37 protein-coding genes and 2 pseudogenes are annotated in these 22,848 nt (G+C 67.3%); 25 read left to right on the top strand and 14 right to left on the bottom strand.

All coding sequences use genetic code 11. The features are described from left to right. Window positions 1–987: 987 nt before the first annotated feature. The 9 genes from nusG to Q0812_RS13270 all read right to left on the bottom strand — a co-directional run bounded on the left by nusG (window position 988) and on the right by Q0812_RS13270 (window position 5,957). Window positions 988–1,596: a transcription termination/antitermination protein NusG gene (gene nusG, locus Q0812_RS13310; protein WP_302110838.1), complete on the bottom strand. Its 609-nt coding sequence runs from the start codon at window positions 1,594–1,596 to the stop codon at window positions 988–990. Then, window positions 1,593–2,132: a hypothetical protein gene (locus Q0812_RS13305; protein ID WP_302110837.1), complete on the bottom strand. Its 540-nt coding sequence runs from the start codon at window positions 2,130–2,132 to the stop codon at window positions 1,593–1,595. Before Q0812_RS13305 ends, nusG begins: the two co-directional genes overlap by 4 nt. Before the next feature lie 164 nt (window positions 2,133–2,296). Further along, window positions 2,297–2,884 (bottom strand): MT-A70 family methyltransferase, encoded by a 588-nt coding sequence (locus Q0812_RS13300; protein WP_302110836.1) that lies wholly within the window; start codon window positions 2,882–2,884, stop codon window positions 2,297–2,299. Then, window positions 2,881–4,290 carry a replicative DNA helicase gene (locus Q0812_RS13295; protein WP_302110835.1) on the bottom strand — a complete coding sequence of 470 codons (1,410 nt, stop codon included), beginning with the start codon at window positions 4,288–4,290 and terminating at the stop codon, window positions 2,881–2,883. Before Q0812_RS13295 ends, Q0812_RS13300 begins: the two co-directional genes overlap by 4 nt. After that, on the bottom strand, window positions 4,287–4,532 hold the full coding sequence (locus Q0812_RS13290) for a hypothetical protein (protein WP_302110834.1): 246 nt from the start codon (window positions 4,530–4,532) through the stop codon (window positions 4,287–4,289). The genes Q0812_RS13295 and Q0812_RS13290 overlap by 4 nt, the downstream gene beginning before the upstream one ends. Then, window positions 4,529–5,011: a GcrA family cell cycle regulator gene (locus Q0812_RS13285; RefSeq protein WP_302110833.1), complete on the bottom strand. Its 483-nt coding sequence runs from the start codon at window positions 5,009–5,011 to the stop codon at window positions 4,529–4,531. The genes Q0812_RS13290 and Q0812_RS13285 overlap by 4 nt, the downstream gene beginning before the upstream one ends. Further along, on the bottom strand, window positions 5,011–5,196 hold the full coding sequence (locus tag Q0812_RS13280; RefSeq protein WP_302110832.1) for a hypothetical protein: 186 nt from the start codon (window positions 5,194–5,196) through the stop codon (window positions 5,011–5,013). The genes Q0812_RS13285 and Q0812_RS13280 overlap by 1 nt, the downstream gene beginning before the upstream one ends. Next, on the bottom strand, window positions 5,196–5,621 hold the full coding sequence (locus Q0812_RS13275; protein WP_302110831.1) for a hypothetical protein: 426 nt from the start codon (window positions 5,619–5,621) through the stop codon (window positions 5,196–5,198). The genes Q0812_RS13280 and Q0812_RS13275 overlap by 1 nt, the downstream gene beginning before the upstream one ends. A 60-nt stretch (window positions 5,622–5,681) precedes the next feature. Continuing rightward, window positions 5,682–5,957, bottom strand: coding sequence for a hypothetical protein (locus Q0812_RS13270; RefSeq protein WP_302110830.1), 276 nt, complete (start codon window positions 5,955–5,957; stop codon window positions 5,682–5,684). A gap of 59 nt (window positions 5,958–6,016) precedes the next feature. Between Q0812_RS13270 and Q0812_RS13265 the strand changes: the two genes are divergently transcribed. The 7 genes and pseudogenes from Q0812_RS13265 (at window position 6,017) to Q0812_RS13240 (ending at window position 9,106) form a co-directional block, all read left to right on the top strand. Beyond that, the gene (locus Q0812_RS13265) at window positions 6,017–6,262 is read left to right on the top strand and encodes a hypothetical protein (protein ID WP_302110829.1); all 246 of its coding nucleotides are present in this window, start codon (window positions 6,017–6,019) and stop codon (window positions 6,260–6,262) included. Window positions 6,263–6,637: 375 nt separating this feature from the next. Continuing rightward, entirely contained in the window at window positions 6,638–7,306 is a 669-nt protein-coding gene (locus Q0812_RS13260) for a helix-turn-helix domain-containing protein (protein WP_302110828.1), read from the top strand. Between the two features lie 202 nt (window positions 7,307–7,508). Further along, a complete protein-coding gene (locus tag Q0812_RS13255; protein WP_302110827.1) occupies window positions 7,509–7,883 on the top strand; it encodes a hypothetical protein in 375 nt (124 codons plus the stop codon). Window position 7,884: 1 nt separating this feature from the next. After that, a pseudogene (locus Q0812_RS13795) lies at window positions 7,885–7,974 on the top strand (hypothetical protein); the annotation flags it as partial. Window positions 7,975–8,061: 87 nt separating this feature from the next. Beyond that, window positions 8,062–8,436 (top strand): thermonuclease family protein, encoded by a 375-nt coding sequence (locus Q0812_RS13250; protein WP_302110826.1) that lies wholly within the window; start codon window positions 8,062–8,064, stop codon window positions 8,434–8,436. 143 nt (window positions 8,437–8,579) lie between these two features. Further along, window positions 8,580–8,891, top strand: coding sequence for a hypothetical protein (locus Q0812_RS13245; protein ID WP_302110825.1), 312 nt, complete (start codon window positions 8,580–8,582; stop codon window positions 8,889–8,891). A gap of 20 nt (window positions 8,892–8,911) precedes the next feature. Beyond that, window positions 8,912–9,106, top strand: coding sequence for a type II toxin-antitoxin system HicA family toxin (locus tag Q0812_RS13240; RefSeq protein WP_302110824.1), 195 nt, complete (start codon window positions 8,912–8,914; stop codon window positions 9,104–9,106). A gap of 36 nt (window positions 9,107–9,142) precedes the next feature. On the opposite strand, the gene Q0812_RS13235 is transcribed toward Q0812_RS13240, so the two are convergent. Further along, the gene (locus tag Q0812_RS13235) at window positions 9,143–9,424 is read right to left on the bottom strand and encodes an HIRAN domain-containing protein (RefSeq protein ID WP_302110823.1); all 282 of its coding nucleotides are present in this window, start codon (window positions 9,422–9,424) and stop codon (window positions 9,143–9,145) included. A gap of 321 nt (window positions 9,425–9,745) precedes the next feature. On the opposite strand from Q0812_RS13235, the gene Q0812_RS13230 reads away from it, so the two are divergent. The 18 genes and pseudogenes from Q0812_RS13230 to Q0812_RS13150 all read left to right on the top strand — a co-directional run bounded on the left by Q0812_RS13230 (window position 9,746) and on the right by Q0812_RS13150 (window position 19,706). Then, on the top strand, window positions 9,746–10,060 hold the full coding sequence (locus Q0812_RS13230) for a hypothetical protein (RefSeq protein WP_302110822.1): 315 nt from the start codon (window positions 9,746–9,748) through the stop codon (window positions 10,058–10,060). Next, on the top strand, window positions 10,060–10,266 hold the full coding sequence (locus tag Q0812_RS13225) for a hypothetical protein (RefSeq protein ID WP_302110821.1): 207 nt from the start codon (window positions 10,060–10,062) through the stop codon (window positions 10,264–10,266). Before Q0812_RS13230 ends, Q0812_RS13225 begins: the two co-directional genes overlap by 1 nt. Further along, window positions 10,266–11,003, top strand: a complete 738-nt coding sequence (locus tag Q0812_RS13220) for a bactofilin family protein (RefSeq protein WP_302110820.1) — start codon at window positions 10,266–10,268, stop codon at window positions 11,001–11,003. The genes Q0812_RS13225 and Q0812_RS13220 overlap by 1 nt, the downstream gene beginning before the upstream one ends. Further along, window positions 11,003–11,188 (top strand): hypothetical protein, encoded by a 186-nt coding sequence (locus Q0812_RS13215; protein WP_302110819.1) that lies wholly within the window; start codon window positions 11,003–11,005, stop codon window positions 11,186–11,188. The genes Q0812_RS13220 and Q0812_RS13215 overlap by 1 nt, the downstream gene beginning before the upstream one ends. Next, complete coding sequence (locus Q0812_RS13210; RefSeq protein WP_302110818.1) at window positions 11,188–11,412, top strand: hypothetical protein; 225 nt, start codon at window positions 11,188–11,190, stop codon at window positions 11,410–11,412. Before Q0812_RS13215 ends, Q0812_RS13210 begins: the two co-directional genes overlap by 1 nt. Next, window positions 11,412–11,570 carry a hypothetical protein gene (locus Q0812_RS13205; RefSeq protein ID WP_302110817.1) on the top strand — a complete coding sequence of 53 codons (159 nt, stop codon included), beginning with the start codon at window positions 11,412–11,414 and terminating at the stop codon, window positions 11,568–11,570. The genes Q0812_RS13210 and Q0812_RS13205 overlap by 1 nt, the downstream gene beginning before the upstream one ends. A gap of 183 nt (window positions 11,571–11,753) precedes the next feature. Next, window positions 11,754–12,515, top strand: coding sequence for an ERF family protein (locus Q0812_RS13200; protein ID WP_302110816.1), 762 nt, complete (start codon window positions 11,754–11,756; stop codon window positions 12,513–12,515). Continuing rightward, on the top strand, window positions 12,512–13,147 hold the full coding sequence (locus tag Q0812_RS13195) for a lambda exonuclease family protein (protein ID WP_302110815.1): 636 nt from the start codon (window positions 12,512–12,514) through the stop codon (window positions 13,145–13,147). The genes Q0812_RS13200 and Q0812_RS13195 overlap by 4 nt, the downstream gene beginning before the upstream one ends. Beyond that, window positions 13,144–13,494: a hypothetical protein gene (locus Q0812_RS13190; protein ID WP_302110814.1), complete on the top strand. Its 351-nt coding sequence runs from the start codon at window positions 13,144–13,146 to the stop codon at window positions 13,492–13,494. Before Q0812_RS13195 ends, Q0812_RS13190 begins: the two co-directional genes overlap by 4 nt. Beyond that, window positions 13,484–14,296 (top strand): Lar family restriction alleviation protein, encoded by an 813-nt coding sequence (locus tag Q0812_RS13185; protein WP_302110813.1) that lies wholly within the window; start codon window positions 13,484–13,486, stop codon window positions 14,294–14,296. The genes Q0812_RS13190 and Q0812_RS13185 overlap by 11 nt, the downstream gene beginning before the upstream one ends. A 251-nt stretch (window positions 14,297–14,547) precedes the next feature. Further along, on the top strand, window positions 14,548–15,108 hold the full coding sequence (locus tag Q0812_RS13180; RefSeq protein WP_302110812.1) for a hypothetical protein: 561 nt from the start codon (window positions 14,548–14,550) through the stop codon (window positions 15,106–15,108). Continuing rightward, window positions 15,105–15,530 (top strand): hypothetical protein, encoded by a 426-nt coding sequence (locus Q0812_RS13175; protein WP_302110811.1) that lies wholly within the window; start codon window positions 15,105–15,107, stop codon window positions 15,528–15,530. Before Q0812_RS13180 ends, Q0812_RS13175 begins: the two co-directional genes overlap by 4 nt. Further along, entirely contained in the window at window positions 15,523–15,819 is a 297-nt protein-coding gene (locus tag Q0812_RS13170) for a hypothetical protein (protein WP_302110810.1), read from the top strand. Before Q0812_RS13175 ends, Q0812_RS13170 begins: the two co-directional genes overlap by 8 nt. 1 nt (window position 15,820) lies before the next feature. After that, the gene (locus tag Q0812_RS13165) at window positions 15,821–16,498 is read left to right on the top strand and encodes a hypothetical protein (RefSeq protein WP_302110809.1); all 678 of its coding nucleotides are present in this window, start codon (window positions 15,821–15,823) and stop codon (window positions 16,496–16,498) included. A 564-nt stretch (window positions 16,499–17,062) separates the two neighbouring features. After that, window positions 17,063–17,545: pseudogene (locus tag Q0812_RS13790) on the top strand (DNA cytosine methyltransferase); the annotation flags it as partial. A 118-nt stretch (window positions 17,546–17,663) separates the two neighbouring features. Continuing rightward, window positions 17,664–18,254, top strand: coding sequence for a hypothetical protein (locus tag Q0812_RS13160; RefSeq protein WP_302110808.1), 591 nt, complete (start codon window positions 17,664–17,666; stop codon window positions 18,252–18,254). A 31-nt stretch (window positions 18,255–18,285) separates the two neighbouring features. Further along, window positions 18,286–18,588 carry a hypothetical protein gene (locus Q0812_RS13155; protein ID WP_302110807.1) on the top strand — a complete coding sequence of 101 codons (303 nt, stop codon included), beginning with the start codon at window positions 18,286–18,288 and terminating at the stop codon, window positions 18,586–18,588. Between the two features lie 14 nt (window positions 18,589–18,602). Further along, window positions 18,603–19,706: a tyrosine-type recombinase/integrase gene (locus Q0812_RS13150; RefSeq protein WP_302110806.1), complete on the top strand. Its 1,104-nt coding sequence runs from the start codon at window positions 18,603–18,605 to the stop codon at window positions 19,704–19,706. A gap of 143 nt (window positions 19,707–19,849) precedes the next feature. Here the strand turns inward: Q0812_RS13150 and Q0812_RS13145 are convergent, their stop codons facing one another. The 4 genes from Q0812_RS13145 to Q0812_RS13130 all read right to left on the bottom strand — a co-directional run bounded on the left by Q0812_RS13145 (window position 19,850) and on the right by Q0812_RS13130 (window position 22,840). Continuing rightward, window positions 19,850–20,602: a M48 family metallopeptidase gene (locus tag Q0812_RS13145; protein ID WP_302110805.1), complete on the bottom strand. Its 753-nt coding sequence runs from the start codon at window positions 20,600–20,602 to the stop codon at window positions 19,850–19,852. A gap of 125 nt (window positions 20,603–20,727) precedes the next feature. Beyond that, a complete protein-coding gene (locus Q0812_RS13140; protein WP_302110804.1) occupies window positions 20,728–21,477 on the bottom strand; it encodes an energy transducer TonB in 750 nt (249 codons plus the stop codon). A gap of 20 nt (window positions 21,478–21,497) precedes the next feature. Next, window positions 21,498–21,932, bottom strand: a complete 435-nt coding sequence (locus Q0812_RS13135; RefSeq protein WP_302110803.1) for a biopolymer transporter ExbD — start codon at window positions 21,930–21,932, stop codon at window positions 21,498–21,500. Window positions 21,933–21,937: 5 nt separating this feature from the next. Continuing rightward, window positions 21,938–22,840 carry a MotA/TolQ/ExbB proton channel family protein gene (locus Q0812_RS13130; protein WP_302110802.1) on the bottom strand — a complete coding sequence of 301 codons (903 nt, stop codon included), beginning with the start codon at window positions 22,838–22,840 and terminating at the stop codon, window positions 21,938–21,940. Window positions 22,841–22,848: the final 8 nt, after the last annotated feature.

The following is a 22,848-nucleotide window of genomic DNA, read 5'->3' as shown; positions in this document are numbered from 1 at the left end:
ATTCTAGGCCGGTTCGGTTAGACAGGCCACCCGTCGACCCCACAGGCCTGGATGGGCAGCTTCCCCTGCTGTGCCCTTCTCTCTTCGGACTGCTTGACCCGGGAGTGGCAACGCCAGGGCTCGGCGTCACAGAGGGACTGAAGCTCGCCCTCCCAGAACAGCACGGGGTCTCCGTGGTGAGGGGTTAGGTGATCGGCTACGGTCGCGGCGGTGATGCGGCCTTGGGTCTTACACATGCGGCAGAGGGGCTCTGCCCTAAGCTGCTGGGCTCGTCTGCCGTTGGGTCCTGACCATCGGGCCAGCTTGTACCAGCCGCGATACGCTGCGGCCTCTGGGCTTCTCGCGTCTCTATCCCTTGGTCTAGCCACGTGCCGAAGCTCCGACATAGCCAATGAGTGGAGATGCGATATGTCCGGGTGTGACTGGCCTTGCCTGGTAGATGACCCGGGGGAACGGGCCGCGAGCTCCAGGGTGCTTTCTCAGCCTAAGGCCTGTCGGTTGATGCGCTGCCCTACGCCCGGTCAGGCCGCAGCGGGAAACAAGCTCGCCTTGAAGGGGGTCAATGCCTACTGGTTCTGCGAGGCCGGGCGCTACTCCGGCCGGTGGTCGCTTCGCTTGCGCGGGGCAGTCCGCTCGCAACCGCTGCCCTGAACGGTCAGCGTGTCTCCAGAGCGCGCGATCAGTCTCAACGCGCCAGCTTCCCACGCCGCTCGCAGAGCCGCCCGCCCATCCGGGGTGCGAGCGCGGCCACGAGGATCGTGGCAACTCCCCCAGACAGGCGAACCCTAGAACTTGGTCGCTCTTCCAGAAACTCAGGATTTTGGGCGCTGGCCTATCGGCTGGTCCCAAATCCCCGGCAGGCCCGGCCTCGCTGAGGCCCTCTTATCGGGAAGGGCGCATTCGCCCCAAGCCATGCCGCGCATCCAGCCGAAGGCTGAACGTAGCAGAGATAGTGCCTGCTTCGCTGAGCCTGCGCAAGGGGTTGTGTCATGCCGCGTTGGCCGTCGTCGTCACCAGCTCCAGGTCATCGACGTGAACCGGCACCTTCCACCGGAGCGCCTCATGGATCATTAGCTGCACCATGCCGCGACGGTCCACCTTCACGATGCAGCCGATCTGGTCCCGATAGGGCCCGTCGTTCGCCACCTTGACCACAGCGCCTGGGCGGTAGATGTCCCGCTTCCGGTCGGTCTCGTCGAACTCTCCCGAGGCCTGGCGCATCCTCAGCATGCCGACGAAGCCCGACGGAATCGTCCGGGCCTGGCCGCCCCAGCCGATCACACCGGCCACGCTTTCGGCCTGGAGCGCGAAATAGAGTGCCTGGCCTTCCTGGAGCCCCAGAAACATATACCCGGCGATCAAAGGGCTCTCGACGCGCTCCCTACCCTTGGTCAGGCGGTTGCGCTTCCACTCGGTTCGCGCCGGAAGCCACACCTCGAAACCGCGCTCCCTAAGCTGCGTGACAGCCTTCCGCTCGCCGCGAGGCTTCGACTTAGCCGCGTACCAGGTCAGGCCGTCGATGGCGCCAGGCTCCGGCAGGCTGAAATGATCGAGCTCGTGCGGAACGGCATCGTTGGCGGGGCGTCGAAGGATCACGCTGCGGCTCCTGTGGCTGGGCTGTGGTCGGTGCTGGGCTTCGGCCCCCAGCTGGCCTTCCACTCGCCGGTCTTGGCGAAATGGGCCTGGCGGTGCGCCTCCACCGCCGGGTCAACGGGGCCGGCAGGAGGCGGGTCGGGATCTGGCTCGACGAAGCTCGCCCAGCGGTCCGCCTCGATCAGCCGGTGGACGCCCTTGGCGTGGTCGCCCTGGTAGCTCGACGAGGCGTAGGCGGCCCTCAGCCCGGCCAGAACCCGGCCCGGATCGTGTCCCCGGCGCATGGCGGCGGTCAGGGCGCGGTCCAGGTCCGCACGGCTCGACCGTTCGCGGCCAAGGCGGGGGGTGGCGGACCAGATGGCGTCAAGTTCGGCCTTGGTCGGCTTCAGGGGCCTCAGCTTGGCGGCGGGCTCCGCTTCAGCGGGGGGACTATAGGGGGGCTCTTGGATAGGTTTGGTAGGAGAGGGGGTCTGGGGGAGAACCTCGGAAAGGGAAGGGTCCGCCTTGTCAGCGGAGTCCACCGGACGTCCACCGGACAAGGCCCGCTCCCTCCGCCTCCTATCGCGGTCATAGGCACGGCGCCTCTCCGCCACCGGGTCCGCGGCTGCGGGCAAGCTGGCTTCCATCTCTGCAATCGCCTGGATCAGGGCTTCGCCGGTAACCCCGGCGGCCATGAGGTGGCGAACAGCCGTAGCGATCACGCTCATGCGGCCACCTCGAACTTGTCCGTCTCATTGCCCCAGACGGTCCAGCCTGGGCGCGGTTGACGGGCGAAGATCTCCAGATACGGGCCGGCCACCAGTCGTTCGATGCGAGCGTGGGTCTCGTCGGGCTTGCGGCTGTGCTCTCGGCGTGCCGCCCAGATGACCTGGCGGACCCCGGCGGATAGCCGTTCCGGTGAGCCGCGACCGAACACCAGGGCGATCTCAGACTGCTGCCGGAACCAGTAGCCCATGCTGAGGTCGGAGATCGGCGGGTCACCGAACATCTCGAGTTGATCGGGACTCGTGGCTTTCACCCACACCGGCCCGATCGAGCGGTAGGTGAAGCCCCAGGCGCCGGCCAACTCCAGCGCCTGGGGCAGATGCGAGGAGATCACCCACATGATGAGCAGGCAGTCTTCCGCCGCAACCTCGGACACCGGCAGAGCTTTGAGCTCCTCCAGCGTCATTGTCGGATAAGGATCATCGGCCAGGGTCGGAACAGACTCCTCGCCGCTGTAAGTTTTGAAGGACCACGGCGGGTCCGCGAGGATGCAGCCGAAGGGCCCAGGCGGGAGAGGAGCGCTCATGCTCGCCCCCGATAGCTGGGCTCATAGGCCTCAAGCTGGTCGCGCACGGCGCTGCAGGCGATCTCGACGTGGGCGTGGAGGGTGCAGGTCGGGCCTGAGCGGTTCTTGGGCACGATCATCTCCAGCTCGTTTCGCTTGGAGACGGCCAAATGCTCGTCCTCAGGGTTCCCAGACTTCGACAGGTAGTAGGCGTCCCGGTAGAGCAGGATCACCAGGTCGGCGATCTGCTCGATGGATCCTGACCAGTTCAGGTCACCCATGGTCGGCCGCTTGTCCTGGCGGTTCTCAGGCCCGCGGTTAACCTGGGCCGCCGCCACGATGGGCGCACCGATCTGCTTGGCCGCGTCCTTCAGCCGGTCCACAGTGTCGGCGGCCTCGGCCGCCTTGCTGTCGCGGGCCTTGGTCGGCCTCACCAGCCCGATGTGGTCGATCATGATGGCGCCGGGCTTGATGCCCGCACGCTCCCAGGCCCTGACCTGACGGCGGGCCATGTTGATGATGTCGTCCAGCGTCCAGCCGCCGCGGTCGTTCACCGTGATGGGCAGGCTGGCCATCTGGCTGGCCGCGCTACGGGCGCGGTCGCGCTGCTCGCGTGTGCCGCGTCCCCTCAGGAGGTCCGCGAACTCCACATTACCCCCGTCGTTGTTGAAGGGCACGAGATCGCGGTCGTAGGCGAGGTCCGCCGTGACCCGGGCCTGCACCTCGCGCAGCGGCATTTCCAGCGAGAAGAACAGCACACCCCTGCCCTGCTGCGCGAACCCGCGCGCGAGCCCCGGCAGGACCACGGACTTGCCCATGGACGTGCGCCCGCCGACGATCCAGACGTGATCCGGCTGGATGCCGCCGGTGATACGGTCCAGACACTCCAGGCCGGTCGACAGGCCCCGGAACTGCCCGTCCCAGGCCGCCTCCAAGGTCTCCAGGGCGTTCAGGCCGACGGGCGACCCGACCGAACCCGACCCGCTACGGCGGGCGATGTCGGCAGCGCCAGCCTCGAGATAGGCCAGCACGTCCGAGGAAGAGCCCTCACGCTCACGCGCGGCCTGCGTCAGTTGGTCAATGGCCCGTCGCATGGCGGCGTCCGCCACAGCCTCAACGTGCCCGTCCAGCGAGCCCAGGTAGGCCCGGTCCAGAAGGTCGGCCAGAAAGCGCCCGCCGCCGAAGGCCGCGTAGGCTTCGTTCCCCGCGAGTCTCTGGTCCACCAGAGCCAGGTCCACGCCGCCCGAGCGGCGCAGGTCAGCCATCGTTTCCCACACCACACCCAGGATGGGTTCACCGAAGTGGTCGGGCCGCAGGCGCTCGAAGGCTTCTGCGGCATCCTCGCCATAGGCCAAGGCTATGCCGATAAGGGACAGCTCGCTTTCAGCGGCCGACCGGCCGGGCAGTCGCTCGACGGATGGGATCATCGCCCCGGCCCCATGGCTTGCAGCTCGCGGGCGATGGGCTCAACGCCCTCCAGCTCAGCGGCCAGGCCGCGCAACAGGTCCGACACCGCCATGGCGGGGCAATGGGCCTGGGCTTGCAGGGTCGCGGCCCTCAGGATCAGCCGGGCCACACGGGCTCGCTCGCCCGCGTCATCCCCCGCGATGCGGTGATGCAGCTGGGCAAGGTCGCTATGGATCTGGGTGTACTGGTCGGCGGGGCTCACGCGGCCTCCGCGAACGAACTGGCCGACATGACAGACAGGTGCTCTGCGCAGTACCCCCAGCCCGCCTGGACCGGATTGCAGCAGGAGCGCACGGCGCCACGCTCCCCAAGCGGGAAAGCGCATTCACCGCGCTCGCGGCTCTCCCACGGCTTGGCCATGGGGGACGCGATCTGCGTGAGCCGCTTGGGCCGGACCAGCACGGGCGCCCTGCGCCCGGCCTTCTCGGCTTCACGCATCTCGCGGGCCGTCTGGCGCTCTTTGGCCTTCCGTGCCGAGTTCGCCTGCTTGGCGTACATCAACCGGGCGGCGACCTCGGGATCACGGCGACAGCCCAGCCGGTTCAGCTTGCCTAAGACAGCGCAGCGAGAAACCCCAGCCCACCTATGCTCGCGGAGCAGGCCGCGCGCGATCTCGGAAGCCGACCAGCCCTCGCGCCACTTGGCGATGGCGTAGGACGTGCGCTCTTCGGTCCACGCCATCAGGCAGCCCTCCCCTTCATGGCCTCGGTCGTGATGACCTTGGCGGCCTCGCGGACGCGGTGGACGGCCTGGGTGTCGCCGCGGATCAGGGCGGCCTTCTCCACAGACGCCAGCATGTCCTGAAGCGTCGGCTGGGGCCGCTGGGGCTTCCTGCGGAACAGGGTCTGGATGGGGACGCCGAGCATCAGCTGGCGCTCCGGATCGAGCGGACGTTGCCGTCAGCGATGGCCTCGACGTCATCGACCTCTGCGTTCAGCTTGGAGACGGCCTCCTGGAAACGGACCACGGCCCCCGGCTTGCCGGCCAGAAGGTCCGTGCACAGGGGCAGCAGGGCGGCGGCGGCCTGAACAACCTCGTGGGTCTCGGTCAGAGCGTCCCCGGCGATGGGTGCCGACGGTCGGGCCTCAGCCAGGGTGGCGGAATAGATCGCCTGACCGCAATAGCCCTCCAGATCCGCGATCACGTCAGCGGGCATGAAGGCCGTCAGGCAGGCGTTCTGATAGTCGGAAAGGCTGGACTTGCCGACACGGCAGGCGGCGGCGGCTTCGTCCAGACCCCCGCAGGCGTCGATCAGTTCGCGGGCGAGACGGGCGTGTCGTCTGGCGTTCATGGTGCACCGTTTGTTCCGGGTGGATGTCGGGCTGACGGCCTGTCTCGGCCGCCATAGGGTTCAGGCGGCTGGAGGGTTGGTGTCGTGGTCGTTGACAGGTTCAGGGACAGAGGCGGGGCGCCGGGCGGCGAGGTCAAAAACCTCGGCCGCCGGGCGCGCGGTCAGGCCGTCGGCCTGCTGGATCGCCTTCATGAACGCGGCGGCGCGGTCGTGGTCGTATTCCGCCAGCGTGGTCATGACAGCGGACTTGCCGCCATGCTCCCACCACAGGCGCAGGCCAGCGATGACGGCGACGGTGACACGATCCACGAACCAGTCAGACAGGCGGCGGATCATGCGGCCCTCGCATTCGGCAGGGCCGGTGCTAGGCTGGCCCGGTCGAAGGGGGCTACGCCATGGACGACGACGACCGGCGCGCGGCGCACATCGCAGCGACCTCTCTGGTCGTGCAGGACTTGGTCGAGATCATGCATCAGCTGGCCCCCGATCTTGTGGAGGCGAAGCTTCGAGCGGCTCGGCTGTATGTTCAGGAGCTTGAGGCCGGGCGCCTTCAGAACGACCGGGTTGAGCAGCAGGCGCACCGGAACCGGCGCGATCTTCTTGAGCGAGGTGTCGCTCGAAGTCGCGAGACTGACGACTGATCCGTTCGAACAACTCGGGCAAGGGCGTCATGCCGCCTTCCCCTGGGGCGCGGTATCGTTGGCGACCGATACTGACGCGCCGATGCCCTTTCGTGCGGCAGCGGCTCCCGCCAGTTCGGCGACTGTAGCCACACCCAGCTCGGCGAGGAGGCTCCAATATTCACCCGGTATCGAGTCGGTCAGGACCCAACCACGGAGCCGCGATTGCAGGGTCGCCTCCTCAACCGACACGAACGGTTGGATTTGGCGCGCAAGTGCATGAGCACCCCCGGCGTCTCGGATCATCTGCGAATGTCTACGCATGGCCGAACGCTAGGTTTTCTGTCGCTCGCTGTCAACAGGACTTCTGTTGCCGCTGCAGATAGTGCTTGGGCCATGAGCACACCTGGGGAGCGGTTGCGCGAGAAGCGCCGAGAAATGGGGCTTAGCGCCGCCGATCTGGCAGCGCGCGTGGGCCGCTCCGAAGCCGCTGTGCGCAACCAGGAGAACGGGACCAACGGCATCCCAGCTGGCCTGGCGGTCAAGTACGCCGCGATCCTGGGAACAAGCGTCGGCTATCTGCTCGATGGCGTGGACCGCAAGCGGCGAGACGAGCGAGTCGTCCCGCGCTTCCTGCCGGTCCGCCACCGTGTCGCCGGCGGCCTCTGGTATGAGGTCGACGAGTTCGCCCAGGACTTCCCAGAGCCGCCACGGGCCATCGTGCCGGATGACCGCTATGCGGAGTGGCCGCAATGGTTGGAGTTGGTGCAGGGCGACAGCGTGGACAAGCGCATCGCTCCAGGCGGCTACGCCCACGTCGTTGACGCGATCGAGATGGGCTATAAGCCCAAGGAGGGCGATCTAGTGGTCGTCGAGCGGCGCCGATCTGGCGGCCAAATCCGCGAGCGGACCATCAAAGAGGTGAAGCTGAACGGGCGCGGGGTAGAGCTGTGGCCATGTTCGAATAACCCGAAGTGGTCCACGCCCGTTGTGCTCGGCGGCGACGACGAGGATGTTGAGGCTGAGATCGTGGGGAAAGTGATCGGTGCGTATGTCGGCTTCTAAAACTGCAGCCGCCAGCCTGGCGGCATTCTTGGCTGCCTGCGCTACGAGCCCAGCGCCGATGCATCTCGAGCGCTACGTCCCGGCCGTGACTGGATCCCCTTATGTGGGCCGCCCAATGGTAGAGGGTCGCGCACCGGCGCCGCCGTCCGCCGGCACAGTCACGCCACGTGTAGATCACCTCGCATCCCCTTCGTTTGCTAGCGTGATGCAGGCGGACCTATCCGACTTCCTAAACGCTGCCACTACCGGCGACGGTCCTATCGTTCGGGCCACCGTCCAGGAGGCGACGGTCTCGATCGAAACTAGCGGTTTGGATCATCTTCCGGTGGCCAGATTGGGCGCCCCCTTCCGCGGCCGCCCGTTCGTTGCGCGCGGACGCATCCTGTTCGAGGTAGAGGAAGGCGGTCGGGTCGTCCGCAGCGTAGTCTTCGAGGAAACAGCCGCTGTTGAGGGCAGCACCACTACCGACGAGCGCCGCGCGGCTTCGACGGCAGCGGCCATTGCCGAATGGCGACAGAAAGCCTTTGCTCGAATCGAGCGCGAGGTCTTGGCGCGGTATCTGAACCCGAGGGCCTGACTTGCTGATCTTCGCTCTAGCCGTAGCTCTACACCCGGGCCAGGTCGCGGCCGACGGCTGCCATCGAGAGCGAGCAACCGGCACTCGGCATTGCCACCCCGAACGGCTGAGGGATCGGCCGCGTGTTGGCCAGCGGGAACGGTCTGCTTCCCTCCCCTCGCCTGCTGGGCAGGCTGAGGTGGTCGATGGCGACACGATCCGCGTAGGCGGGGAGACCATCCGCCTGCACGGGATCGACGCCCCAGAGCTGCGGCAGACGTGCGGCGATGTGCCGTGCGGAGCCCGCTCGCGGGATCGGCTGGCAGCGATCATCGGCGGCCAGGCCGTGCAATGCGCCGGCAGGGAGCGGGACCGCTACCGCCGTCTCGTGGCGGTCTGCCGTGTCGCCGGTGTGGACATAGCCGGCCAGCTGGTCAGCGAGGGCTGGGCCCTGGCCTATGTGCGCTACAGCCGGGACTATCTGGCGGAAGAGACGCGGGCGCGGCGCCAGCGCCTCGGTATGTGGGCGACCGAGTTCGTGCCGCCGGAGGAATGGCGGCGCGGGGGGCGTTGAGGTTCGCGGCTTGTTCGCCGCACTCCGTCATCCCAAGTAGACGGGAACTCTAGCGGCCGTTGACAGCTTGAGCATGCATCTTGCAGGGTGTCAGCGGTCGTCTGGGGGGACGTGCCGCCCGACCAGGCGGATGGGAGACGATGATGCAGCGCATGCTTTGGTGTTTCGCGCACGGGTCCAATCGGACTGGGTGGGAGGCCGTGTGCGTTGACCTCGACATCGCCGTCGAGGCCCGCACGTTCGAGGCCGCTAAGGCCGCCCTGGAAAGCGCGATCTGTTCCTACGTCGAGGATGCCTTGCAGGAGGCGCCTGCTGATCGCGCTCGCCTGCTCCGTCGCCGTGCCCCTTGGTTCGTGCGGCTGGGCTGCTGGGCGAAACTCGCGTGGCATGCGGTGACAAACCGGCGCCGGGATGACGATCAGCGGGCCGGTTTCGACGTGCTTTGCCCCGCCTGAGCCTTAGCTATAAACAGGTCTTGGCTATTCTCGAGGCCCACGGCTTCAGCCTCAAGCGCCATGGGGCCACCAGCCATCGACGCTATGAGGCCGTCATCAATGGCCGCAAGCACTACGTCGATCTGTCCCCGCACTCGTGGACCGATGACGTGAAGCCCAAGACGCTGGCATCGATTATTCGCCAGAGCGGACTGCCGAAGAAGCTGTTCCGCTAAGCCACTTCAGACAGGTCGCCATCCGGCGCCAGGCGGCTAGGCGAACTCGATCTGGCCATAACGCGGCAGGCCAAGCCGGACGCCGAAGTGGCCCAGATCCCCGTCATCGTCGAAGCCGCCGTTGATCTTGGCCGCGCAGTGCACAGCGGCCTTTCGTCTATCCGCCGGGATGGCTGCTCGCAGGCGGGCAGCATCCTCTCTGCTAAGATAGCCAACCTTTCGCCCCCTGATCTCTACTCGGACGGCGTTGCTGTCGTAGGCGTTGTAATCCTCCAGGATGAGCAGCGCCTGGCACTCCAGATCGTGCCCCCCCTCCACGTGGTCTCCACATAGGCCTCGGAGTGCGTGCTGGTAATGGCTCTCGCCAACCGCTCCAGTCGGATATGACCCCTCCCGCCACACCACCCGCAACGGCGGCGGCGGCGGCGGCCGCTCCTTGGTCGTTCTGATTGGTGCTGGAGGCTCAGCCGCAGCCGGTCGCCCCGCAAACAGGTCCCGCAACCACTTCATTGACCGACCCTCCAATGGGTGGATTGGGCCAACCCCAGCCGAAAGAGTCCAGCCATCAGTACCGCTAGTTTTTCTGTTGACACCATTCGACAGAAAACCTAGCGTCTCCCCATACCGAGGGAGACGGTTATGCGAGATCAGCTTGAAGCTCTGGGCCTGAAGGACCCGACGACCTGGCGGTTCATGCCGGGCGCGGGGGGCGGCCCCTGCTATGACATTGGCCCGGCCCGCCAGACGGGCGAGGTGTTCTTTGAGCGGGTGAGCTCTGGGAACACCTGCTTCTGGTTCGACGCCAAGGGCTCGCGCTGGGCCGCGACGTTCCCCTGGGCTGGGAAGGCTGGCGATATCGTTGACCTTAGCGGCTTCGGCTATGTGGCCCGGCCCATCGCTCAGCCGGTGTATCGCTGTCCGCAGGACACCCCCGCACATGCGGAGGCCGCGTGATGCGCACCTACACCCTGACCCACGATCAGATGATGGACCTCTGGGCCGCCGTCCAGACGGGCAAGATGATGTGCGAGGAGGGCGCCGTTCTCTGGTCGTCCAGCCCAGCGCTGGTCGAAATCAACCAGAGGCGCGGCGCCCGGATCGGGGCCGCCGAGCGGACGGTCGAGGCCGTCATGGGCCCCCAGAACAAGGCGGCGGCGTGATGGCTAACACCAAATACGAGCTGCTGAAAGACGATACGGTCAAGTCCTTGGATGGGCGGACCCTCTATCGCATCCGCGCCTTGGCGGCCATCGCGACCTTCGGCATCGCCGCTGGCGATCTAGGCGGCTATGTCGAGGGCGAGGATAACCTTTCCGTCTACGGCGACGCGTGGGTCTCCGGCGACGCGTGGGTCTCCGGCGACGCGCGGGTCTACGGCGACGCGTGGGTCTCCGGCGACGCGTGGGTCTCCGGCGACGCGCGGGTCTACGGCAACGCGCGGGTCTACGGCAACGCGTGGGTCTCCGGCGACGCGTGGGTCTCCGGCGACGCGTGGGTCTCCGGCAACGCGCGGGTCTACGGCAACGCGCGGGTCTACGGCAACGCGCGGGTCTACGGCAACGCGCGGGTCTACGGCAACGCGTGGGTCTACGGCAACGCGCGGGTCTACGGCAACGCGTGGGTCTACGGCGACGCGCGGGTCTACGGCGACGCGCGGGTCTCCCCGATCAACGTCACCGGCCTGCGCTGGAACGTCACGATCATCGACGTCGAAATGACCATCGGTTGCCAGCATCACACGCTGGCGAAGTGGGAGAAGTTCGGCGCCCGCACGATCAAGGCCATGGACCCGGAGGCTCTAGACTTCTGGAAAGCGCACAAGAGCCTGTTGCTGGGCTTGGCCAAGGCGAATGGTCGTCCTGTCGCCACCCCCTCCCCTCAGAAGGATGAAGGCTGATGCTGAGCCAGATCCAGCGCAACCGGGGCCATGCCTTCGCGCCCCAGGCTTTCGAGATCGCACCCTACGGCGACGGCATCCGCACCCTACCCGAGCGGAAATGGAAGCTGGTCGGCATGACCCTTGAGCAGGCCAGCGCCAGCTACCGGCACCTCCTGGCCCAGCAGCAGAAGGACGCCGCCTGATGCTCCGCACCCTTCGCACTGACTGGCAGGTCGTCAAGGCTGACGGCCAGGCCATCTACACCTTCGACTGCCCCGAGCGGGCCAAGGCGTGGGCGAAGGCCTGCGGCGTCCCCGGCGTGACCGTCGAGGAGGTCCAGGTTCTGGCCCGGCGCATCTACCGGCCCCGTCCGGTCGCCGCCCGGCCCGACCCCTTCGCCATCCCGCCCATGCCGGTGAGGGCCTGATGGAAACGCTGACCCGGCAAGAGCGGGACGCCCACACCCGCGCCGCCAATGCGCGCGAGGGCCGGTCCAAGCTGGCCGCAGGCATCGGCCTGATCGTGTTCCTCACCATCGCTCTGGGCGCACCCCTCAGCGTCATTCTGTGGGGCCGGTTCTCGTGACCCCGCTCCCCGCCCCTTCGCCTCGCCCGTCTCCCTCCCCCCTGGGGCGGGGCGAGGTGTCGTCCCCGGCTGATGGCCCCCTATCCCCGGCCGGGGACGACTACCCCTTCACCGCAGAGCCCCGCTGCCTCTGGTGCAGCAAACCGCCCTGCCAGTCCTGCATCGAAACCGGAGCCTTCCGCCATGAGTGCTGAACCCATCCAAGGCGAACTTGTGGACGAGCCGCCAGCTGAGAGCCGCGCCGTCTCCCTGCCCGCCGCCGCCACGCCCATGGAGATGCTGAACGCCGCCGTCAGCCAGGGCGCCGGGGTGGACGTGCTGGAAAAGCTGCTGGCCCTGCAAGAGCGCTGGGAAGCCGGTCAGGCCCGCAAGGCCTTCGACGCCGCCGTGGCCGCCGCGAAGGGCGAAATCCCGCCCATCGTGAAGAACCGCGAGGTGGACTTCACCACCCAGAAGGGCCGGACCAACTACCGCCACGAGAGCCTGGACGAAATCGAACGCGTCGTCGCGCCGATCCTGACCCGCCACGGCCTGTCCTATCGCTTCCGGTCCAAGCAGGGCGAGGGGCGGCTGACGGTCACCTGCATCCTGTCGCACCGCGACGGCTATTTCGAGGAAACCGACCTCAGCGCCGGCAACGACACCTCCGGCAACAAGAACGACATTCAGGCCATCGGTTCGACCGCGACCTATCTCCAGCGATACACGCTCAAGCTGGCCTTGGGCCTGTCCACCACGACGGACGATGACGGCCGGGCGGCGGGCGAGAGCGCCGCCGTCTCTGCGGCGACTGCCGCCATTGAGGCCTGCGAGACGCTGGAGGCCCTGACCGCCTGGAAGGCCGCCAACGAGAGCGCGCTGAACGATCTGCCCACGCCCGAGGCCGACGCCATCGTGGCCGCGTTCAACGAGCGCCGCCGGGCCATCCGGGACGGCGCCCAATGACCGCCCACCTGATCCAGGGCTCCGACGAGTGGCATCAGGCCCGCCTGGGCAAGGTCACGGCCTCGCGCGTGGCCGACGTGATCGCCAGCACCAAGAGCGGCTGGGCCGCCTCACGCGCCAACTACGCCTCCGAGCTGATCTGCGAGCGCCTGACCGGGGCCCCGACCGCCACCTATCAGAACGACGCCATGCGCTGGGGAACCGAATGCGAGCCCGGCGCCCGTGAAGCCTACGCCTTCGAAACCGGCGCCATCGTCGATCTTGCGGGCTTCATCGACCACCCCACTGTCGAGATGGCCGGCGCCAGCCCTGACGGTCTGATCGAGGCCGATGGACTGGTGGAAATCAAGTGCCCCCAGACGGCCACGCATCTGGCCACGCTGCGGAGCCAGAAGATCCCCGGCCGCCACGTCACCCAGATGGCCTGGCAGATGGCCTGCACGGGCCGCAGCTGGTGCGATTACGTCTCCTATGACCCGCGCCTGCCCGCGCATCTGCGGCTTTTCGTGAAGCGCGTCCACGCCGACGACTGCGGCATTCCCGCGCTCGAGGCCCAGGTCCGCCAGTTCATCGCCGAAGAGGTGGACGCGGTGATCGGCGCGCTCGATCAGCTCTACGCGAGGGCGGCATGACCACGCCCCTGCCCTGCACCTTCATGGGCGATCACTTCGCCATCGGCAAAGGCTGGGTGAAGCGCGCTAACGAGGAATACGGCCTCGGAGAGGTGGTCTCGCTGATCCCGCACGAGGGCCGGTCTCAGGCATCGCATCGGCACTACTTCGCCTCGGTCGCCGAGGCGTGGCTGAACCTGCCGGAGAACCTGGCCGAGCGCTTCGCCACCTCCGAACACCTCCGCAAGTACGCCCTGATCCAGACCGGCCACCGGGACGAGCGGACCATGGTCTGTTCCTCCAAGGCCGAGGCCCAGCGGCTGGCCGCCATCAGCAACGCCACACTGGAGGCCCGCCATGACGGTTGAACTGAAACCCTGCCCGTTCTGTCGGGGTGAGGCGCGACACGCTCAACGAAATCCGGTGGCGCGGGCGCTGCATCACGTCCAGTGCGACGACTGCGACGCATCACAGGCAGGCTCTTTAAGCCCGGAAGCCGCTGCAGCCGCCTGGAACTCCCGCCCCGAGGCTGAACCCGCCCCGGCGGGGGAGGTGGAGGCCATCGTCCGGCGCTGGGCCAACTGGATAGTCGACGAGAGCGCCGACTACGATGATGTTGACCATGCTGCGGGCAAGCGGAAGGTTCTTGGTGAGCGCGACCTAATCCTTGCCGCCCTCACCGCCCATCCCGCCCCGGCGGGGGAGGTGGGGATGCGCGACGAGACGATCTCGGAGCACATCGCGCGCGACATGCGCGAGGGCCGGTTTCCCCAGCGGTCGGAGCGCCAGCAAGTGCCCCTCTACACCGCCCCTCCGGCCATAGGGCTGACGAAGGAGGAGGTGGTGCAAGAGTTGCGCGATGCCCTTCGGCTCCAGAACCCCGACATGACCGAGGAGAGCAGCGAGACCGTGTGGTTGTCGGGCGGGGCAACACCGCAATCGGCGGGCTGCATCATCAACGTGGCGGACCTGGCAGACGCCATCCTCTCCCGTCTCCCCGCTTCTCCTGGGGGTGGGGACGCCGCTCGCATAGAGGCGCTGGAGGACTTCATTGCGGAGATCGCGTCCATCACGCCGACTCCGGTGACGCGCGCCCTGACGGCTGACGAGTGCCTACTGAACGCTCTGATCTCGAAGGCCGCCGCCCTGAACGGAGGCTCCGATGGGTGAGGAGCGGAGACCCGCTGCCTCTCGGGTTCGGTGCCCGAAGTGCCGCTCTAAGACCCTGGCCCTCACAGAGACGGGCGAATGGGGCTCAACCTTCTACGTCACTGACGGACGCCTAGATCGCGGCCAGGGCTTTCATGAGCCGGGCTGCATCTTCCGCGTCGATGCTCAGTGCGCGCTCTGCGACCACACCTGGAAGGTCCGGGGTGCCGTCCAGATTACCGACTGCGTGATCGAGGACCAGGAGTCTGACCATGCCTGACCCCACCACAGCCGAGGGGCTGGAGACAGTGGGCCACGTCACCTACGGCCCGCAAGGCGGCCCAATGATTTCGCCCGTGCCTCGCGCCCGCTGGCCCAATGCCTTCGAGGTCGTCCGCCGCTCCGACGCAGATCAAGCCATCCGGGCGCTGGAGGCTGAGAGGGATGAGGCTCGGGCCGAGCTAGCGCAGCTTCGTGAGGACGCCGACCGCTGGTTCATCCGCATGGCGGCCATCCGCGAGGCTGCCGGGATCGGGGCCACACCCATGCTGGCCGAGGTGCCCGACGCAATCCGGGCCGTGCGGGTGGCGCTGGAGGCCAAACTGGCAGCGGCGGAGGCCGAGCTTGTCGAGATGGAGCGGCGAGAACTTCTCCCGCTCTGGGCCTTGATCCGGGCGGCAGGCGGTGAGGTGCGGGTATCCCGCGACGTGTTGCAAGACGCCGGTCCTGACATTGAGGTCGAGCGATTTGCCGATCCCATGACAGGCGACACCCTGTTTCGCGCAGGCTTCCGCCAGACCCTCGCCACTATAGCAGACGGGGGTGGGAAGTGAGCAGCTGGGAAAGCGGCTTGGAGATCACGGGTCCGCCCGCGCGCCGCCTGAAGGTTCGGGTGCGCGGCGGATATGCCTCGTTCAGCGCCCCCGCTGGCGTGTCAGACGCCGAGGCCTTGGCCGACTGGCGTAGGATGGAGCTGGCCATTGCGAAGGGCCGGTCACGCAAGACCGTGAGCATCGGCGGTCCCCCTCGCGCATACAGGGCGCAATGGTCTTGTGACGGCTATCATTACCGATACGACGCCACCTTCCCTCGCCGCTGGACCGCCTGGGCCGCCCGAAACGTGGCATCGCACCTCTGCATGTGGGCGAACCAGCTCTGGCGCGCCACCGGAGGCCGCTATCTCGTCAACGCGCACATGGCCGAGGTTGATCGCGCCATAGCCGACTACCTGGCCAAGGAACCCGCCGATGCCTGAGACCACCCCCATGGATAGCGCCATAGAACAGGCGGCTGCGGAGGCAATCGAGCGCGCGATCCTCGAATGGCTGGCCCCATATAAGCAGGAGTATCGCCGCGTTCCTCACGACCGGCTGCGCGATCTGATCGCCCAAGCCCTCTCCTCCGCCGGGCTGCTGAAGGAGGGGAAGTATTGTGTATGCGCTGGTCCGACAAGCCGCCCCACCATGGCTCGCGGCCTTGACAGAGATAGCATCGAGACGGCGGCAAAGGCTTACGGCTCACTCGCCGCCAGGAAGGAGGCGTAGCATGGGGGAGATAACCACTGTCCTGCCAGAACGCGCCTTGGACGCCTTGGCGGACGGCCTCGTCAGGATAACCGCCGCGATTGATGAAATCGCCCCCGCAAGGGTCGCGCATGGTTTCCTCGGCGGCGAACACGGCTACGGCGGTCACTGGAACAGCGACGTTTTCATGATGCGCCCGTTCTGCTGGTGCGAGCGCGACGAATGCCCCTGGTGCATGGGCTGTAACTGCCCGCCGGAGAGCACGCACTTTTACGTAGATGGTGTTGAGGTCTCCTCGTGTGAATGGGGAGATTTCTTCGACCGCGAAACTTATCAAAAACTCAGCGGCGGAGCCATCAAATCATTCGCGGACAGCCTTGGTGAGGGGGCTAAACGCTACTATACTCACGATCAGTGGATGCGAGCTGCGGATGTGGCCAACTCCCGGCGCAGCGAGACACACGATCCGGTTTGCGCCTATTGCGTGGGCGGCCTCCATGATGATGTCGGCTTTGCGCCTGGAAAGGGTGCGCCGAACTTCTGGCACAAGCCGACCGGTTTGAGGGTCTGGTGGTATAAATACATCGGGCGCAGCCAAGAGGCCCTTGCCCCGAAGGGCGTCAAGGTCGAGGCAATCATCTCCGAATGCTTGGCCGACATCCGCAAGCTCCCCACCCCTACAGGAGGGCGGGATGGGTAGGGAGACCGCTCAGCCGAGGGAATGCGAGTGGTGTGGGTTCATGTTCCGCGAACAGCGGGGTCGCCCATATCGCTTCTGCTCAAAAAGCTGCGCGGCGAAGTCGCGCGAAGCAGGGCGCCCAAGGCCTGAGAAGGCCTGTGCTCACTGCGGCACGCTCTTTTGGATGAACATCGGGGCCAAGCGCTGGGCAGCAACGCGATTTTGTTCTCGCCCGTGTGCAGCGGCTGGCGTTCCACGACCTGCCCGTAAACGAGAAATTCCAGTCAACCACAGGCGGGCGCGAGCGCTTCTGGCCGCCGCTATCACGCACAAAGAGACGACCCACTCCGCACAATATATCAGGGATGCGCTGGGATATGGGCCTGCCGACCTGCGGCGGCACCTGGAAGAACAGTTCCTTCCCGGCATGAGCTGGGCCAATCGCAGCCGGCGCGGGTGGCACATCGATCACATCCGGCCTGTGGCCGCATTTCGGGCCGAGGCCGGGCCGCGAGAGATCAATGCGCTGACAAATCTTCGGCCGCTGTGGGCCCGGGACAATCTCACCCGAAAGCGGAAGGCCGCATGACCGATGTGGATCTATGTTCCGACTTGCACGGCATCTCTCTCTGCACCGGAGGCGGAGGCCTCGATCTCGGCCTCGAACTGGCGCTTCCTGGCCTTAGAACGGTTTGCATGGTCGAGAGGGAGGCTTACGCTTGCGCGACATTGGTTCGCGCGATGGAAGAAGGCCGACTGGCTCCGTCGCCTATTTGGACAGATGCCACCACCTTCCGAGGCCGCCCTTGGCGTGGAGCGGTGGATTTCGTCTTTGGCGGCATACCGTGCCAGCCCCATAGCCTTGCTGGGCGAAAGCAGGGCAGTCACGACCCCCGCGACCTCTGGAGCCACACCCGACGCATCGTCGTCCAGTCCGGCGCCTGGCTCGTGCTCATCGAGAACGTCGCCGGGATGTTCAGCGCCGGGGCCGACGAGATCGCCGGGGCAGAGCGGGTCCGACGAGACCTTCGGCGACTGGGTTTCCAGGTTGAGGGCGGACTATTCAGCGCGGCTGAGGTCGGCGCGCCGCACGAGCGCCAGCGGGTCTTCATCGTCGGCGTGGCCGACCGCCACGACGAACATGGTCACGGGCGCGGGAACGGAAGGGCGCGAGGGCGGGCTGAACTTGCAGACGGCCGAGGCGCTGGGGCCCACGGCGTCGGCGCGGGACTGGAAGGGCGCGAACGACGTGCTTCACGACCGCGGGACGAAGGGCCCGCCCTTGAACGAGTTTGCGAAGGTCTGGTCCACCCCAGCCGTGGCGGACGTGCAGGGCGGCAGGAAGGCTCGATCGGGGGAGCGGGGCGCGGAGCTGCTGCTGAACGGGCAGGCAGCTCAGGTGAGCGCCTGGGCGACTCCGAACGCCCGGGACCACTTCCCGGCGCACACTGCGGAATACATCGCCTCCAAGAAGGCGCTGGGCCACGGCATGTCGATCCTGACCGATCAGGTGGAACACGGCTTCCACTATGGCCGCCTCGCCCCAACGACTTCGACGGATGGCGAGCCTACCTCGCCCAGCGGCCGGAAGCTGAACCCGCTTTTTGTCGAGGCCCTGATGGGCTGGCCCCCTGGCTGGACGCTGCCGAGCGGGACCGCATCGACCGGCTACGAATGCTCGGAAACGGCGTGGTCCCACTGGTGGCGGGCCATGCGCTCCGAACTCTTCTCCATCGCCTTGCGCCCCGCTCCGCCCGCGCAAGTGAGCTTGTTCTGATGATCGAGGCCCAGGACATCGGAGCCGCCGCATGACCCCCGCTGTCGAGAGGGTGCTGCCGAACTGGCCGGCTTTGCTCGACTGCGAGACGGCGGCCGCCTACTGCTCCATGTCCGATGAAACCTTCAAGGCGTTCGCCGCGGCGCGGGGCGTCCGTCCCGTTGAGACCGGCCATCGGCTGCTGCGCTGGCGCCGGGTGGATCTGGATCGCATGATTGACAGCCTCCCCGCCAGGGTGAAGGGTCCGGCCAACGATGGCGGCCAGGTCGACTTGCGCGACCCCGCCGAGGAAGCCCTCCGCATGGTCCAGAGACGGGCCGGGAGGCGCGGGTGACGACCGGAGGGGATATGCGCCACGTCCAGCGCATCGTGCGGCCGAACGGCGATGTCCACCTCTACTTCCGCAAGAAGGGCTGCCCATCGCACCGGCTCAAGGCCGGATGGGGCACAGTCGAGCTCGAGGCCGAGGTCGAGGCCCTGTTGAAAACCTACGCGCCGCAGAAGCCTATCGCCGGGACCATCCGGGCCGCCATCATCGAGTATGAGCGCGCCGATCTGCCCGGCCTGGCCGAGTCCACCCAGTACGAGTACCGGCTGATCCTCAAGGAGTTCTACCAGGACCTGGGCGCCCTGCCGGCCTCCACGATCACGCCGGCCTTCCTGCTGAAGCTCCGGGACGCCTGGGCCACCAGAGGGCACAGGGCGGCCAATGTCCGGCTCCAGGTGCTCAAGAACGTCTGCTGGCGCCCCATGGTGGCCGGATTGATCCAGGGCGACCCCTTCGCCACGGTTGGACAGGTCCGGCGCCCGGCAGACGCGCCGGAGCCGCACCCGATCTGGCCGGAAGGCGTGTTCTCAACTGTGCTGGACGCCGCGCTGGAGCAGCGCCGGTTCGGCCTCGCTCGCGCCATCTCCATAGCCCGCTATACCGGGGCCCGCCGCGAGGACATCGCGCGCATCCCGCGCACGGCCCGCCAGAACGGCCGGTTTAGCTTCCTCTCCGGCAAACGAAAGGTCCCGGTCGACATCGCGGAGGATCCGCGTCTGTCCGCCATCCTGGACGCCACGCCGGCCACACAGCCCCTGTCGGAATGGCAGCGGACCCGCACCGCGGCCAAGCGCCGGACCGAGACGACCGCCATCACCCTGGCGTTCAATATGGACGGGCGGCCCTACACCGCCGATGGGCTCTCCCAAGAGCTGGAGAAGCTTATCCAGGCCCTCCGCAAAGCCGAGAAGATCGACGGCGCTGACTATGGGTTCCACGGGCTCCGTCACACACGCGGGGTCGAGCTCGCCTTGGCGGGATGCACCGACGCCGAGGGCGCCGCCCAGCTGGGCCACCGCAGCCCCAACAGCTTCGCTCGCTACCGCCGCATGGCCGACCGGGTTCGTCTTGGCGAAGCCGCTTCGGAGAAGGTCGCGCGCCTTCAGGAGCGGCGTTCCTCCTGACCTCCCGAGTATAGGCAAGCCGGGAAAGCCGTTACACCGCCGCCCGAGATAGTCCTTTCGGATCAATACTGCTCTTCAGATTGTGGCTCTGGAGGTCCCCCGTTCGAACCGGGGAGGCGGTACCATTCTCCAACGGCATCAGACTAGGCCAGCCCACGCTCCTGCAGGATGCGCTGGATGTTGGCGATGCGCGTCGAATCCGACGGATGGGTCGACATGAACTCCGGCGCCGCGGCTCCCCCTCTAGAGGCCATGGCCTGCCAGAGGATGACCGCCTGACGGGCGTCATAACCGGCTCGAGCCATGTAATCGATACCCAGCCGGTCCGCCTCAAGTTCCTGCTGGCGCGAGTGCGGTAGCAGCAGGCCATACTGACCCAGCACCGAGCCTAGCTGGCCCACGGTCTGCCCCCGCGAGCCGGCCGCGCCCTGTGCGACGCCGATGGCCGTCTGGGTCAGGGCGGTGCGCGAATAGCGTTCGGCGGTGTGGCGGGCGACGACGTGGCCGACCTCGTGGCCGATGACGGCGGCGAGCTGATCGTCGTTGGCGGCCAGCGACAGCAGGCCGGTGGTCACGCCGATCTGCCCGCCCGGCAGAACGAAGGCGTTGGGCTGCTCCTCACGGAACACGGCGTACTGCCACTGGCGGTCAGTCAGGCCGGCCGCCGTGACGATGCGCTGGCCGACGCGCTGGAGGCGTGCATTCAGGGCGGCGTCCCGGACCACCGTCTGGGTGTTCATCGCCTGGGCCCAGGCCTGGTTCGAAGCCTGAATCAGGGCGCTGTCATCGACGATCAGCACCTGATTGCGGCCGAGGGCCTCGTTGTAGGCGCAGGCCGAGGTCATCAGGCCCGCGGCCAGGGCGGCGGCGGTGACGAGGCGGGCGACAGGCTTCATTGCGCTCTCCGGGCTTGGCGTGGGTCGGTCGCATAACGCAGGACCGAGGCTAGCGGATGCGTGGCCATAAGAAAAACGCCCCGGAGGCGGACCTCCGGGGCGTCATCTTTCACTCGGATCGAGGATCACTCGTCAGGCACATCCCAGCGGAGCGTAATGTCCACTTGGGCGCCGCCGACCGGTGCGCCGTCCCGCGTACGGGGACGCATGCGGAAGCGGCTGGAAGCGCGAACGGTCGCCTGGCCGAAGCCTTGGCCCGATGGGTTCTCGCTGATCACCGAGCAACCGCTCACCGAACCATTCTCCTGAACGGTGCAGCGGATGGTGGCGCTGCCGCTCACACCGCGCTCAAGAGCGCGCGGCGGGAAGAAGCGAGCCAGATCATCCCCGCTCGGGCGGCGCGCCCAGTCCGGGTTGGTGATCACCGAAGGCCGCGGCGGAGCCGGCGGGGCCGGCGGCGGCGGCGGTCCGGGGACGATCACCGGCGGACCCTGATACTCGACGCGGTCCTCCTTCTTGGTCGCCTCGATCTGCACCACGGCCGGGGGCGGCGGCGCATTCTGGACGATCACCGGCTCACGCACCTGCAGCTTGGGCGGCGGGGGCTGGTCCGGCGGAGGCGGAGGCGGCGGCGGAGGCGGCGGCGGAGGCGGCGGGGGAACCACCAGCTCCACGTCCACGGCGTCGTCCTCGAAGTCGAAGGGAGTCAGCTCGAACTTCGCGCTGGCCAGATACAGGAAAAGGCCGACGTGAAGCGCGATGATGAAGGCGATGATCCCGATGAAGACCGGAATCGACACCCCGAAGATCTTTCCCTTCTTGCGACGGGGCGGATCCAGGATCGGGTCGCGGTGGTGGACAGTTTGGTCAGTCATGACTGGCTTGCTGCCCCCTCCTAGGTTGACTGGTCTTCACCCACCAGGGCGACGGAGTAGAAGCCGTTGTCCTGAAGAGCGTTCATGACCTGCATGAAATCGCCGTAGCGGGTCTGCTGGTCGGCACGAATGTAGATGCGCTCCTCGGCGGGATTGCGGCGGCCGATCTGGCCGGTCAGTTCCTCGCCCAGGGACATGACGTCCGTGCGGAAGTCGCCCACGAACACATCGCCGTCACTCTGGATGGAGATGTAGATCGGTTTGGGCGGGTTCTGTTGCGGCGGCGCGACAGCGCGCGGCAGTTTCACCTCCACCGACACGGTGGCGAGCGGAGCCGCCACCATGAAGATGATGAGCAGGACGAGCATGACGTCCACGAACGGCGTGACGTTGATCTCGCTGTTCTGCTCAATGGCGTACTTACCGCCGCCCGAGCCAGAAAGCTTGGCTCCCATAGGGCTTAGGCTCCCTTGTCGAGCTGCCGCGAGATGGCGTTCATCAGCTCAGCGTTGAAGCCGTCCGAGCGCACGCCGTAGGCCGAGATGCGGGTCTGGAAGTAGTTATAGAAGATAACCGCGGGGATGGCGGCGAACAGACCGATGCCGGTGGCCAGCAGGGCCTCGGCGATGCCGGGGGCCACGACGGCCAGGTTGGTCGTGTTCGACTCGGCGATGCCGATGAACGAGTTCATGATCCCGTAGACGGTGCCGAACAGACCGATGAACGGACCGGACGAACCGACCGAGGCCAGGAACATCTGACCGCCCGACAGGCGCTTGGCCAGACCCGACTGCACGGCGGCCACGGCGGCCTGGGCGCGCGTCAGGGTGGTGTCGCGGTGGGCGCCGCCGACGGCGAGACCCGCCTGACGGGACAGCTCGACTTCCTCGGTGGCGGCCGCGGCCATGTCGGCCAGCGGGTTGCCTTCGAACTCGTCAGACACCGCGATGCGGCGCATGTCGGCGATCGAGCGGGCGCCGCGGAAGGCTTCCAGGAAGCGGTCGCTGGTGCGGTTCAGGCCGCCGAACTCGAACAGCTTCAGCAGCAGCAGGATCCACGAGAAGATCGACGCCAGCACCAGGCCGATCATCACGACCTTAACGACCGGGTGCGCGACCATGAACATGGAGATGGGCGTCAGGCTGCCGCCATGGCCGCCGCCGGCGGCTTCAGCGACGGACGCGGGGTCTTCTTCAGTGGCGGCCGGGGCCGGGGTCTCGGCCGCGGGGGCCGGAGCGGCGGTGGCGGTCGCCTCGGCCGGAGCCGGGGTGGTCCCATCCTGCGCCAGGGCGGGCGCGCTGACCATAAGCGCCGCGGCGCCGGCCATGGCGAGAAGGATGTTGGTCTTTTTGACTTGGAGCATCTGTGGCC

The organism is Peiella sedimenti (genome assembly GCF_030504955.1).
Classification (GTDB): Bacteria; Pseudomonadota; Alphaproteobacteria; order Caulobacterales; family Caulobacteraceae; genus Brevundimonas; species Brevundimonas sedimenti.
Note: the sequence above shows the minus strand (reverse complement) of the source record. Positions and strands in the feature narration are given on the sequence as shown.

Bases quoted from the DNA above. Each gene is read 5' to 3' on its own strand.
- Q0812_RS13300 (WP_302110836.1), bottom strand. From the start codon at position 2,884: ATGAGCGCTCCTCTCCCGCCTGGGCCCTTCGGCTGCATCCTCGCGGAC.
- Q0812_RS13295 (WP_302110835.1), bottom strand. From the start codon at position 4,290: ATGATCCCATCCGTCGAGCGACTGCCCGGCCGGTCGGCCGCTGAAAGC.
- Q0812_RS13285 (WP_302110833.1), bottom strand. From the start codon at position 5,011: ATGGCGTGGACCGAAGAGCGCACGTCCTACGCCATCGCCAAGTGGCGC.
- Q0812_RS13280 (WP_302110832.1), bottom strand. From the start codon at position 5,196: ATGCTCGGCGTCCCCATCCAGACCCTGTTCCGCAGGAAGCCCCAGCGG.
- Q0812_RS13275 (WP_302110831.1), bottom strand. From the start codon at position 5,621: ATGAACGCCAGACGACACGCCCGTCTCGCCCGCGAACTGATCGACGCC.
- Q0812_RS13270 (WP_302110830.1), bottom strand. From the start codon at position 5,957: ATGATCCGCCGCCTGTCTGACTGGTTCGTGGATCGTGTCACCGTCGCC.
- Q0812_RS13265 (WP_302110829.1), top strand. From the start codon at position 6,017: ATGGACGACGACGACCGGCGCGCGGCGCACATCGCAGCGACCTCTCTG.
- Q0812_RS13260 (WP_302110828.1), top strand. From the start codon at position 6,638: ATGAGCACACCTGGGGAGCGGTTGCGCGAGAAGCGCCGAGAAATGGGG.
- Q0812_RS13245 (WP_302110825.1), top strand. From the start codon at position 8,580: ATGCAGCGCATGCTTTGGTGTTTCGCGCACGGGTCCAATCGGACTGGG.
- Q0812_RS13230 (WP_302110822.1), top strand. From the start codon at position 9,746: ATGCGAGATCAGCTTGAAGCTCTGGGCCTGAAGGACCCGACGACCTGG.
- Q0812_RS13225 (WP_302110821.1), top strand. From the start codon at position 10,060: ATGCGCACCTACACCCTGACCCACGATCAGATGATGGACCTCTGGGCC.
- Q0812_RS13220 (WP_302110820.1), top strand. From the start codon at position 10,266: ATGGCTAACACCAAATACGAGCTGCTGAAAGACGATACGGTCAAGTCC.
- Q0812_RS13215 (WP_302110819.1), top strand. From the start codon at position 11,003: ATGCTGAGCCAGATCCAGCGCAACCGGGGCCATGCCTTCGCGCCCCAG.
- Q0812_RS13210 (WP_302110818.1), top strand. From the start codon at position 11,188: ATGCTCCGCACCCTTCGCACTGACTGGCAGGTCGTCAAGGCTGACGGC.
- Q0812_RS13205 (WP_302110817.1), top strand. From the start codon at position 11,412: ATGGAAACGCTGACCCGGCAAGAGCGGGACGCCCACACCCGCGCCGCC.
- Q0812_RS13200 (WP_302110816.1), top strand. From the start codon at position 11,754: ATGAGTGCTGAACCCATCCAAGGCGAACTTGTGGACGAGCCGCCAGCT.
- Q0812_RS13195 (WP_302110815.1), top strand. From the start codon at position 12,512: ATGACCGCCCACCTGATCCAGGGCTCCGACGAGTGGCATCAGGCCCGC.
- Q0812_RS13190 (WP_302110814.1), top strand. From the start codon at position 13,144: ATGACCACGCCCCTGCCCTGCACCTTCATGGGCGATCACTTCGCCATC.
- Q0812_RS13185 (WP_302110813.1), top strand. From the start codon at position 13,484: ATGACGGTTGAACTGAAACCCTGCCCGTTCTGTCGGGGTGAGGCGCGA.
- Q0812_RS13180 (WP_302110812.1), top strand. From the start codon at position 14,548: ATGCCTGACCCCACCACAGCCGAGGGGCTGGAGACAGTGGGCCACGTC.
- Q0812_RS13170 (WP_302110810.1), top strand. From the start codon at position 15,523: ATGCCTGAGACCACCCCCATGGATAGCGCCATAGAACAGGCGGCTGCG.
- Q0812_RS13165 (WP_302110809.1), top strand. From the start codon at position 15,821: ATGGGGGAGATAACCACTGTCCTGCCAGAACGCGCCTTGGACGCCTTG.
- Q0812_RS13155 (WP_302110807.1), top strand. From the start codon at position 18,286: ATGACCCCCGCTGTCGAGAGGGTGCTGCCGAACTGGCCGGCTTTGCTC.
- Q0812_RS13150 (WP_302110806.1), top strand. From the start codon at position 18,603: ATGCGCCACGTCCAGCGCATCGTGCGGCCGAACGGCGATGTCCACCTC.
- Q0812_RS13145 (WP_302110805.1), bottom strand. From the start codon at position 20,602: ATGAAGCCTGTCGCCCGCCTCGTCACCGCCGCCGCCCTGGCCGCGGGC.
- Q0812_RS13140 (WP_302110804.1), bottom strand. From the start codon at position 21,477: ATGACTGACCAAACTGTCCACCACCGCGACCCGATCCTGGATCCGCCC.
- Q0812_RS13135 (WP_302110803.1), bottom strand. From the start codon at position 21,932: ATGGGAGCCAAGCTTTCTGGCTCGGGCGGCGGTAAGTACGCCATTGAG.
- Q0812_RS13130 (WP_302110802.1), bottom strand. From the start codon at position 22,840: ATGCTCCAAGTCAAAAAGACCAACATCCTTCTCGCCATGGCCGGCGCC.